This is a genomic window from Ruegeria sp. HKCCD6647-2, from assembly GCF_057221075.1.
Genome location: NZ_JBWVBD010000019.1, coordinates 1 through 11,300, shown reverse-complemented (window position 1 = coordinate 11,300; position 11,300 = coordinate 1). Strand labels below are relative to the sequence as shown.

Sequence of the window (11,300 nt, the reverse complement as noted above, 5' to 3'; positions counted from 1 at the left end):
GCAGATCGAACTTGTCCTCTACCCGGTCCAGCATGGTCTTGGTTGATCCAACCTCGGCTTGCCGGATCGATCGCGTCGCCTCGACATCCCTTGCCCGGCAGTCGTTTGCCCTGCAAACGATGAGAGGGAACGATGACGCCATGATCCGTGTCGATCAGATAATTGTCGGAATAGCAAAAGAACGCAGGGCCTTTGCGGGCCGCCGTCCATTGGCTGGCGGGGTTGGAATGGGATGTGAATTTGGGCTGGACCTCGCTCGCAGCCCCGAAAGCAGCCTCATCCAGCGTGTTGAGATACGCGCGGACCGCGCGGGGCGCATCGGCCGGATCGATACTCGTCGCGTCCCAATCTTCCTTCGGTGTTGAATTCTGTTTGTTGGCATCCGCCTCGATCAGGCTGGCATCGACCGCCATGCGCTGCCCGCTCACCAGACCTTCCGCGATGCAACGGGCGACGGTCCTTTCGAACAGATGACGCAGAAGCTCACTCTCCCGGAAACGCCCGTGTCGGTTCTTGGAAAACGTGGAATGATCCGGGATACGGTCGGTCAGATCGAGACGGCAGAACCAACGGTAGGCGAGGTTTAGGTGCACCTCTTCGCACAGCCGTCGCTCAGAGCGGATGCCGAAGCAATAGCCGACCAGCAGCATCCGGATCAGCAGTTCCGGATCGATCGAAGGGCGTCCTGTGTGGCTGTAGAAATCTGCAAAGTACGAGCGGATGCTGTCCAGATCAACAAAACGATCAATCGACCGCAGCAGGTGACCTTGGGGAACGTGGTTCTCCAATGAGAACTCATAGAACAGCGACGATTGCGCTTCCTGCCTCGGTCCCATCATGGCTGATCCCCCCCTGCACTACAGGAATTGAATCAGCAGTTCAGCACTCGATCAAGGAAGAGTTTTTCAACAAAATAGACGGGCCAAAATGCAGCGATGACGGTTCCTAGTCAACGGCGGCTTTGGGCCGTCCTTGCGTGAGGTATTGGTACTTTTGGCTGAGATGCTGCATTCGCCCTAGCGGCCGCGGAGAGTCCAAAGCAGACAGTTTCGGATTCATAGTAACTTCTTTCGACCGGGAACCATCATTTTAACGCGGTCGATCGGTTTTTTGTTTCCCCCGCGCTCGGCCAGTCAGTCGCGCCGGTTGTTGGATCATACTTGTGTTTGTGCAAATAATTGCCGCATGCGTTGGTGATAAATCCGGCCATTTTAAGCGAGATCGAAGCATGGGAAGTCGTTTAGCAGTTATCATCGTAGCGGACATTGTCGGGTACTCCGGAATGATGGCCCGCGACGAAGCAACGGGCATAGCTGCCGTCAGAGAGATCAATGACACCAAATTGGTTCCGATCTGCAATCGACACGCGGGTGAAATCCTCAAGCGTTTGGGCGACGGTTGGATCCTTGCGTTCGGGTCGATCACGATGGCTCTGGACTGTGCAACTGAACTCCAGACTGAACTGGCCAAACATCCAATGATAAAGCTACGTATCGGCGGCCATTTGGGCGAAATTACCGAGGATGAAGACGAATTTTATGGTGCCGGAATCAACCTTGCGGCCCGGCTCGAGGCTGAGGCACCGCCGGGCGGCATCATGATTTCGCAAGACCTTTTTCGGCAGCTGACCGGCAGTCTGGCAGCGGAATTTGAAAGCGCGGGATCACTCGAGCTCAAGAATATTCCCGGCCCGATCGAAGGCTTCTACTGGTCACCTAAGAAAAAGGTCACACCAGAAGAGGACAAGCGACCCGTCATCGTTGTTGAGAAGATAGAGTTCGGCCCGAATGACGAAGACACCAAGGCAGCCGCGCTGGAGTTGCGCGATCAGCTCTTGATGAACCTGTCCAAACGCACCGGAATCCGGGTTGTTGACGCCCTCACAGCGATGACGCTTAACCCCTCATATTATCTTCGCGGCAGACTGCGAATGGCAGCGGGCCAAGCGCGGCTCAATGTAACTCTGGTGATGTCTGAAACCGGCGAGCCTGCGTTCTCGCAGAATTATCAGGGTGCAACAGCCGACATCTTTGCGTTCTTTGACCAGACAATCACGCAAGTGAACGCGGATATCCGTAACCACTTGAACAATTTTGACGCTGAGCGCGTGAAACATGTGCCAATCGAAGAAATGGGCATATCCGACCTCTTGGCGCGCGTCGCGAGTACCGGTCAGTCTGGAAAATACCAAGAGTGGATAGAGGCCAGGAAATATTTTGATCGGGCACTTGAACTGAGCCCGGACCATCCGATGGTTCAAGGGATGTCGTCCATGGGTGAGATCCTGTTCGCTCGCGCGAAATTCCAGGACATTGGACAAGAAACAGCTGACCAGCTGGAAAACGACGTCAACCGCGCCTTGGTATCGATGCCTAAGAGCGATTACCTGTTTGCGGTTCGGGGTATGTGCTTTTTGTTCGGCAAACGGGACGTTGAAAGTGCAAAGCGCGATTGCCTGCACGCCCTGAAACTCAACCCCACCTACTATTTCGGTCGATTGATCCTCTCAATGGTCGAGATGGCGGAAGCGAAATTCGACGATGCGCTTGCGACATTGGAACAGGCAGAGGGATCGGCGACAGAGATGTCGTACGAACCAATGCGGCAGGTCAATCTTGCGTTCTGCCTGTATTGTTCCGGCGACTACCAGGGCTGCGCCAATGCCCTGGAAACCGCAATCCAACTTCAGCCCGGCTTTTGGACGCTCCATCGGTTCAAGGCAATCGTTCTAAGAAAACTCGGTAATTCAGACGCTGCCAACGCAAGCGATGCCGTTGCCGACGCGTTGCCAAAAGAACCGACAATGTTCTTTCTCAAGCCATCCCTGCCACCAGACTACTCCGACCTACTGGATGCGCTCGCTCCAACAGAAGATTTCTAGCTGTGGGACATGAGGTGACCAGCAGTAGCCGCATTGACAGAAGCGACCCAAACCGGACCCAATGTCATTTTGGCAAAGTCCGCTGTTCAGACCTCGATCATTACCAAAATTGAGCAAGTGCAGTGAATGACCGCTAAGCGGGCTGCGTCCGCAGCATTCGAGACCATGGTTGAGTGACCGGTATGGGCCACTACAGTCCAAACTCCATCGCGCCAAGGAATCCTTCAAACCCATCTGTACGCTCCGCTTCCTTGTAGGCTTCATTCAGCACGAAGAGCGCAGCTTTCATCAACTGGGTGTCGCGGTGGTTGTCGTGCTTTTTGTCACCATGAAACAAGTTATTTCGAGCGGTTTTGATGCTTTGGAAGAGGCTTGCTGTATCGTGTGGTACAACAGGGTTTCTTGACCAGTCCACGCCACCATCGTTGGTCGTGACGAGGTGATCTGGAGGTGCCTCGAAGTATATTTTCGCTTGGTCGGACCCCACCATTTTTTGAAAGAATTCTTGCGGTAGGCGCTGAGCAAAAGTGTGCCAAGCGGGGTCCGGGTAAGCCTCCCGGCGAAATCCGCCTTTCTTCATTGCGTACTCGAACCGGCTAAATACGGCCAAGAGATCGTATCCTGCTTCAGCCAGCCTAGGCCGATAGTATTCTTCAAGCTTCACCCTATGCCTCATTGACTTGATGCGGGAGTGTACAAGGTCACCCTTGTGAAATTGCGGTTTTTCTTGACTGCAGGCAATGTCTGCTATCGTGTTTACGGCGCAGCACATTTCAGAGGAATGGAAGGCAGCTCTGGACCGTGCGCACCGATGAATGTCGGTCCGCCCCACTGTGATGCCGCATTTGCGCCGGGGTCAGCTTCGAGCCGATATTGTTGAAAAACTCGAAAATCTGGGAGGCCCCGATATTCTGCGAACGGGCACTAAATCCGAAAAGCTCATTGCTGATACCGATGACTGGCGTTTCGGGGCCCACTGGTGGACAGTGCCAGATTTTGGCCGACCCCTCAGCTGAAAACTCCCGTCGGCCTTGTCCGGCCAATTTCTGACTCGAGTTTACGCAAATTGGGAGTTTTCCAACAAAATCAGCCCATCCTTGACGAATGCTGCGTCGACCAACGTCTGCTTGGCTAATAGAGGTATAACGTCTGGCGCAACGCTTTTTGATTGTCAGCTGAGATGTTTAATACCGAGCTGCGTTTCATCAGCCGCATAAGGAAAAATTAGGTGTTGGTATTTCTTGCCCATGCGATTGAACAACTTGACCTTGCTGCTGAGCATATTTCAAAGGGTGATCCGAACAACGCACGATTTGGGCTCATGTTGACAGACAATGTTCTGGAGCTTGTGTTACATCAAATGGCAAAGGACGAACAGCGTGAGCGAACTAACTTCTTGAATCGCGAGAAGACCTACGCCGACGAGTCGGACTTGAGAGCCGCACTTGGCAGGCATTTTGATGCCAAAGTCTCATTTTTCAGATCACACAACAAACTGAGTGCCGAAGAAGCAGAAAGTATCACAATCTGCCATAGCTATCGTAACGAGGTCTACCATATCGGCTTGCACCATCAGGACATCCTGCCTGCTCTTGCGCGTTTCTACTTCTATTTGGTTTGCGGTGTTCTTGGCCGCTATAAAACCAATACGATGAGCTATAGCCCTTCTATGGTGTTGCCAGAGCGAGCCCAGAAACACCTAGGATCAAAACCAATAGGTTTTCATGTATTTGACGAGTACCAAAGTGGTTGCCTGACGCTCCAAGAAGGCATCTCATTCGAAGCCTGCAATCTGGTTTCGTCACTGGCAGATCATATGACCGAAATCATAGAACAGCAGGACATTGGTGTTGGGATGATCGCCACGGCTGGACCGAGACAGATGACACGTGATGAAGCTATCGTTGAAAGCCAAGCTTGGCGGTTGGCGTTCAAGGAAGAAGGTAAGAAGTTTGCGACGGGAAAATGGTCCGGTGGCAGCGTGCTTGATTTTGTCAACTGGATTGGCGCAAACTACCCCTTCAAAAACAGGCGTGATCCTATTCCATCATGGCAAAAGCGCGAGCAATCTTTGCGCTTGGAAAAGAACCCGCACAAGGCGCTCAAGAAATACAAAGACTTCATGTCGCAAACTGAAAATATCCGGGATGTCATCGAAGAAAGCCACTTGCAGGTCGAGATGTACATTGATGAACAGATCGACAGAATGCGCGGCAAGTAATTCGGAGCAGCGACAACCCAAAACCCGTTTAACATCAGCGGCCAACTTTGGCGGCAAAAAAATTAAGAGCTGACATCAAGATCGAATTGTCTAAGGTCAGCTTCGTCCCGCGCTTTAGACCTTCGACAGTCTGTTCGTTTTGCGAGTGCGGCGAACGACAGCCAAGACGCACCGCAGCGCAGCGTCTTGAACATCAATCGAAGGACCGGTTTGGGCCGACGTTATTTGTGTGACACGCTTTGCCAATACCCTGATCTTTTTGCCCTAACCCAACGGCAACTATCGAAGGTTCGCGAGACTTTTCGCGGGATCATTACGAACCAATATTTGACTTATCAGTCCTTGTGTCGCGAACCTTTTATCCTGCCCCGATCAAAGGACAGACAATGCAGATCGCAATTCTAAGTACAGATAAGCTTCCGAAGTTCCTCGGCGATCGTCACCCGATGGAGGACTCTCTGTTCGCTGAGGATGACGTGCTTATGGCGGAACTTTCCCGCATTGGCGTATCGGCCAAGCGAATAAGTTGGAGAGCTCCAGACGTAGATTGGACCAGCTTCGAGGCAGTAGTGATCAGAAGCTCGTGGGACTACATTGACAGCCCCAGGTCATTCTTCGCGACCCTCAAACAAATTGAGAAGCTGGGAACCCGCATCTTAAATCCGGTCGAAACAGTGGGTTGGAACTTAGACAAGCGATATCTCGAAGATCTCGCAAAGTTGGGTTTGCCAGTTGTTCCAACGTGTTTCCTGAGACGCGATTCCGACACCAAGATTCCGCTGAGCTGGTTTTCGGGAGAAGGTAAGGTGGTTCTCAAGCCGACCGTAGGGGTAGGAGGATACGGAGTCAGAACACTCAAGACACCAACAGAATTGACGGAACAGTTGTCCAGTTATGATGGAATAGGCTCGCTCATGGCGCAACCGTTCCTGCCGTCGGTTATTAGTGAAGGTGAATGGTCATTCATATTTGGTGCTGGCGAATTGCTTTACAGCGTACTCAAAAAGCCAGCGGAGGGAGATTACCGTGTTCAGGTCATGTACGGCGCGACTACAACAGAAAAATCACCTAGCAAAGAGGACCGCGAAACCGCAAGACATATTGCGAGGAATCTACCAGTGACCGCATTCGTGACGCGCATAGATATGGCGAGGATGGAGGATGGGACACTTGCCCTCATGGAGGTCGAGCTGATCGAGCCACAATTGTATCTATTCGATGTACCTGAAGCTGCAAGAAAACTTGCTTGGGCCATCAAACGGTCTTTGGAGGCATACTGAAGACGACTTGAGGTTGCGAAGGTGTAGACGCTCCCGCTGGCCTCGATGTGCCGTTTTGGGTTTGCAAACGACCTGAATAGAGGCGTCTGTGGAATGGATTAGCATAATTGGCCTGGCGGCTTGGACCTGCGACTTGCCCATTCTCATCGTTGTAACGCTGCGCAGTGGCGCCAAGGTCCGGAATGACGGGCCGCCCGCGGCATAGCCCAATGCCTGGCAACGGCAGCTTTGGGCTGTTCAACCCGTAGCTCAAGTTAAAGACATTTGCCACGGCTGGGCCACTGCTGAAGTGATATGCATGGTCATTGAAACCGCAGCGCATGGGTGCCTAAAAAAGCGTTCACGCTTTACGAAAAAACTGAATTCACGCAGAATTACACTGTGAAATATGCATTCGATCAATACGTTCTGGACGCAAGCCGGCTGCAATTGACACGGGAAGACGTTCCCGTTGCTACCGAGCCGCAAGTGTTTGCGCTGCTTCGGCATCTTATCGAAAATCGCGAACGCGTTGTCTCGAAAGACGAGATTTTTTCGGTTATCTGGAAAGACCGGATCGTTTCGGATGCTGCTCTTAGCAGTCGGGTCAAAGCGGTAAGGGCTGCAATTGGAGATAATGGCGCGCGGCAAGTCTTAGTACGAACTGTGCACGGACACGGTTTCCAATTTGTTGGCGCGGTCGAGGAAACGCATGACAAGACCGGCTCTGCAGCAGTTTTGTCGCAACCCTCCATTGCCATCATGGCAACCAAAATGGTGCATCCAACAGATGCTCAAAGGGCCTTTGGTGAAGGGTTAGAGGACGATATTAGCGCAGCCATTGGTCGGGTGGGAACGATTTATGTTGCGCGGTATTCTGGTAAGGACGAAGCAAAGCAAGCAGCCGAGGAATTGGGCGTCCGGTACGTGCTTGGGCTCAAGTTGCGGTTTGCAGGTAGTGCATTTCGCCTAAACGCGTCTTTGTTGCATGCCGGGCGGCAAGCGGAGGTCTGGGCAGATCGTTTTGAAGGGCAGCTTGAAGATCCTTTTGAGGCGCAAGATCTTGTTGTTGCGGCCATTCTGGGCCGCCTCGTCCCGAATATCATGATGGTTGAAGTGCAACGCGCCTTGGCTGAGGCTGACTTGACGGATGCATATCATGAACTCCTGCGTGCAACACCGCTTTGCATGCGGATGGACGCGGATGACAATCGGCAGGCCGTGGTACATTTGCGACGTGCATTGGTGTCAGACCCCGAACATGCCTTATCCCGTGCCATGCTGGCATGGTGCCTTGGGCAACAGGCGATGTCCGATTGGGCTCCGGACGGCCCAGCTGCGCTTGCAGAGGCGATGGTACATGGCAAAAGCGCGCTCGACCTTGCCCCACGCGATGCTTTGGTTCTGACTTTCGTAGCGACCGCCGAGGTGGCTGCAGGGCAACATGTGGCAGCGCGCCATCATCTCGAGACGGCTCTGGAGCTGGATCCCAGCCTGGCCTGGGCGTGGGCCATGTTGGGAGCAGTGGAAACCTTTGCGGGCAACATGAACGAAGCGTTGGCAAACTACGAAAGAGCTTTGCGCCTGAGCCCGCATGACCCGATGCGATTTAGCTACTATTTTGGCATCGGCGCAGCTCGATACGGATTGGGTGAATATGAAGATGCTCTACCGCTGCTTGAGCAGGGCTATATTGAGGCGCCTGGCTCCACTTGGGCGCCACGCCTGATCTTGGCCTGTGCTGCCGAACTTGGTCTGACCGACAGGATGCAGGCCATGGCTGAAAAAGTCCGTAGCGTGAGGCCGGATGCCACTGCCGAAAAGCTTGTAGCAGCAAGTGTCGTGAAAGATCAGGCATACCGTGATCGCATGCTCAGTTCATTTCGCAAGGCAGGTTTTTGAAAACTCAGATCCCGCACCTATGGCTCAAGCGACCTTTCTGTTTGGTTGGTAGTGTTTCAGGCGCGCAATTTGCGTATCGCCAAATCCACGCAAAGAAACTGTCTCGGCCTCACTGAGCTTGAAATCGTCGATCAGTTCGTCGCGTATTGAGTCGCATATCGTGATCTCCATGGGGTTTGATTGAGCTTGCAAACGCGCGGCCATGTTCACGGCAGGGCCAAAGACATCATAGACGTATTTCTGAACACCGACCACTGAGCCTACGACAGAGCCGCTGGCGATGCCGATGCGAGCACGCCATGTGTGCGGGTGCGTTTGATTGCGTCTCTCCAGAAAGCGTATCATTTTAGCTGCAACCCGCGTGGCCGAAAGCGCGTGATCTGGCGTGGAATGCGGTAATCCAGTCACTGCCATGTAGCAGTCTCCGATGGTTTTTATACGCTCGCTGCCGTAAAGTTCGCCAATCTGATCGAATGCGGTGAAAATAGAGTTTAGTTCAGAAACGGTTACGTTAGGGTCGCCCGCTGCGGCCATCTTAGTAAAACCCACAAAGTCTAGCATGATGACCGTCACCGGCTCGAACAACCGTGGCGTGACACATCCGAATGTCATGAACTCCTCATAAACCGATTTTGGCATCATGTTCAAAAGCAGTTTTTCGACCCGCCTGTTTTCTCGCTCCAACTGGCGGGTGCGCTTGTCAACCATGGCCGCATAGCTGTCGATCATGGCTTCGGTCTCGCGCAGGCGCGAGATGTTATGACCTTCGATGACAATCAACGTGTTGCCCTCGTGTTCTGCTTCATGGGCACTGAGTTCAACGACCAAAGTACGATGTTTGACCTTCGTGCGAACCTCCGCCGGCTCCCTGTCTGGCAGGTCTTTCAATGTGAATGACGTATCCAAATTCAAAACTTGACCCAGTGCCGCGTCACTGAACCATGTCTCAAACGTTTGGTTCAGCGAAACGATGACGCCGGTGTCAGCGTCAACGATGCAGATTCCAACATTTATGGAACCAAGTAGCCTTGCACTAATTTCTTGGATTTGCATGGAATTACCTAACAATCAGCGAACGGCGCGCTTCAACAGCGCGCAGTGTTTTGGAAAGATCGTCTGGAGCAAAGCCCGCTTCGGTCAGCGTCTCGCTCAAAAGCGCGATAACTTCATCGAATTGAACGTTTGTTATGGTCATGTGAAGATGTGCACTCACCAGTCGTTGATCTGTGTATTTTGCGGGTCCTCCCAATATCGACGCGAAGAACTTCATCTGGTGATCAATCAGTTTGGCCATGTCGACATCGTCGAAGAAAGGGCCCACAATATCGCTGTCCAGCATGCGATCGTAGAAATTGATGATCACCGAATGCAAAGCACGCATGCCGCCATATTTGTCAAAAAGCGGGAGTGATCTTTGGTGTTCGGTACGCCCTAGCATGGAATGTCTCCTGAGAATGACTGCCCGGCGAAATCCCGCCGGGCTGTTGGTTTTTCAGGCTCGATGAATGATGATCTCGGCGTATTCCGCCGGAACAATCATAGCTTGAGTATCGGTCGAGTAATTCCGCGCAACTGCGATCAGGTCCGCTGCGAGTTGCGGTGCACGCTCGCCGACGGCGTCAAATGCTTTGTGCATTGGGCCGTAAATATCACGCCACCGTTCCACCCAATGTTGCGGTGAACGTTCACGGAAGGTGAAATGGCGTTTCGTGATTTTGATCTTTTGAGCTTGGGCCCCAAAGAGCTCTTGCAACCGCGACTCGGTTCCCCATTCCAACGGAGAACGAACGCCCGCAACCGGTGGCACATGCCGTCCGATGGTCCGAAACACTTCGCCTATGAAGCTTTCCGGCGTCCAGTTAGCAAGACCGATGGTGCCTCCGCTGCGGCAGACGCGCAGCATTTCATCGGCACCCGCCTGTTGATTGGCCGTAAACATGACGCCGAATGTAGATGTGACATGATCAAAAGACGCCGTTTCAAAAGGCAGATCTTCTGCATCGGCTTCTCGAAAAGCAACTGCTAGATGCTCGGCTTCGGCGCGGGCGGCACCAGCGCGCAACAAGCTTGCAACATAGTCCGTAGAAACGACATCGCAGTGTCTCCGTGCTGCAGCCAGGGTTGCATTGCCATTTCCGGCGGCAACGTCCAGAACGCGGGCGTCGGGTCGCAAATCCATCGCTTCTGCAAGGGTTTCACCAACGATTTGTAAGGTCGTGCCTACGGCGGCGTAATCACCTGACGACCATGTAGCGTGTTGCTTTGATTTAACCGCGGCCAGATCTGGTGCGGTGGCAAGTGAGGCGGCTGTATTCATTGTCTGTCTCCATTGATTTCGCATTCAATGGAACAACTCTTGCCAATAGTCGGGATTTGAAACTTGTAGAAGACCTGTAGAATGTCTGATGTTTTCTGCAGGTTTGTCGATTTCTAGTTGTTTCGATTGAGATCGGTGGGCTCCTCGACGTACGTGGCGCCCTGTCAAGTTAAGTTCGACGATTGCCGCTGACAAATGTCCAGTATGCGGGTGCGGCTGCAATATACGGATTGAGTGTTCAATGTCTGGAGTGGGCCGCGTGCTCAAACGGTTTGAGGATGAACAAGCTCCGTTGCTGCGCTATCACCGGGCTTTGTCGCAAACTTTTGGCTAGGAGGTCTTCGTGTTAATGGCGTCTCGGATTTTGATCGAGGTAGACAGTGACAATTTCATTCAAAGGCGCTCATTTCCCTAGGGACGTGATACTACACGCAGTGTTTTTCTATCTTCGTTATTCAGTGTCCTACCGGGATCTGGAAGAAATTCTGGCTGAGCGACGCGTTTCGGTTGATCACGCGACGCTGAACCGTTGGATCGTCAAATACGCACCTCTGGTCGCCGACCGGGCGCGTCGTAAGAAGCGTTGCTGCGATCGATCCTGGCGAATGGACGAAACCTACGTGCGCGTCAAAGGCGAATGGGTCTACTTGTACCGCGCTGTCGACTGTCTGACGTCAGCACCAATGGGGCAGTTTGAGTCGATTTGATAAGAGAGGGTTT

8 protein-coding genes and 2 pseudogenes are annotated in these 11,300 nt (G+C 52.9%); 5 read left to right on the top strand and 5 right to left on the bottom strand.

Annotated features, from left to right (window positions below):
- Positions 1-839: pseudogene (locus tag AC2TDJ_RS21075) on the bottom strand (transposase); the annotation flags it as partial.
- A 323-nt stretch (positions 840-1,162) separates the two neighbouring features.
- Here AC2TDJ_RS21075 and AC2TDJ_RS21070 point away from each other — a divergent pair.
- Positions 1,163-2,881 (top strand): adenylate/guanylate cyclase domain-containing protein, encoded by a 1,719-nt coding sequence (locus AC2TDJ_RS21070; RefSeq protein ID WP_480844644.1) that lies wholly within the window; start codon positions 1,163-1,165, stop codon positions 2,879-2,881.
- Positions 2,882-3,071: 190 nt separating this feature from the next.
- Here AC2TDJ_RS21070 and AC2TDJ_RS21065 read toward each other — a convergent pair whose 3' ends face one another.
- A complete protein-coding gene (locus AC2TDJ_RS21065; RefSeq protein ID WP_480844643.1) occupies positions 3,072-3,545 on the bottom strand; it encodes a hypothetical protein in 474 nt (157 codons plus the stop codon).
- A gap of 564 nt (positions 3,546-4,109) precedes the next feature.
- On the opposite strand from AC2TDJ_RS21065, the gene AC2TDJ_RS21060 reads away from it, so the two are divergent.
- From AC2TDJ_RS21060 to AC2TDJ_RS21050, 3 genes are all read left to right on the top strand, one after another.
- Positions 4,110-5,102, top strand: a complete 993-nt coding sequence (locus AC2TDJ_RS21060) for a hypothetical protein (protein ID WP_480844642.1) — start codon at positions 4,110-4,112, stop codon at positions 5,100-5,102.
- A 386-nt stretch (positions 5,103-5,488) separates the two neighbouring features.
- On the top strand, positions 5,489-6,382 hold the full coding sequence (locus AC2TDJ_RS21055; protein WP_480844641.1) for an ATP-grasp domain-containing protein: 894 nt from the start codon (positions 5,489-5,491) through the stop codon (positions 6,380-6,382).
- A gap of 381 nt (positions 6,383-6,763) precedes the next feature.
- The gene (locus AC2TDJ_RS21050) at positions 6,764-8,263 is read left to right on the top strand and encodes a winged helix-turn-helix domain-containing tetratricopeptide repeat protein (protein ID WP_480844640.1); all 1,500 of its coding nucleotides are present in this window, start codon (positions 6,764-6,766) and stop codon (positions 8,261-8,263) included.
- A 24-nt stretch (positions 8,264-8,287) separates the two neighbouring features.
- Here the strand turns inward: AC2TDJ_RS21050 and AC2TDJ_RS21045 are convergent, their stop codons facing one another.
- Genes AC2TDJ_RS21045 through AC2TDJ_RS21035 form a run of 3 tightly spaced genes read right to left on the bottom strand, consistent with a single transcriptional unit; the run spans position 8,288 to position 10,580 of the window.
- Positions 8,288-9,331, bottom strand: coding sequence for an adenylate/guanylate cyclase domain-containing protein (locus AC2TDJ_RS21045; protein WP_480844639.1), 1,044 nt, complete (start codon positions 9,329-9,331; stop codon positions 8,288-8,290).
- Complete coding sequence (locus AC2TDJ_RS21040) at positions 9,321-9,701, bottom strand: group I truncated hemoglobin (protein WP_480844638.1); 381 nt, start codon at positions 9,699-9,701, stop codon at positions 9,321-9,323. Before AC2TDJ_RS21040 ends, AC2TDJ_RS21045 begins: the two co-directional genes overlap by 11 nt.
- Positions 9,702-9,755: 54 nt before the next feature.
- Entirely contained in the window at positions 9,756-10,580 is an 825-nt protein-coding gene (locus tag AC2TDJ_RS21035) for a class I SAM-dependent methyltransferase (protein ID WP_480844637.1), read from the bottom strand.
- Between the two features lie 380 nt (positions 10,581-10,960).
- Between AC2TDJ_RS21035 and AC2TDJ_RS21030 the strand changes: the two are divergent.
- Positions 10,961-11,245: pseudogene (locus AC2TDJ_RS21030) on the top strand (IS6 family transposase); the annotation flags it as partial.
- Positions 11,246-11,300 lie beyond the last annotated feature (55 nt).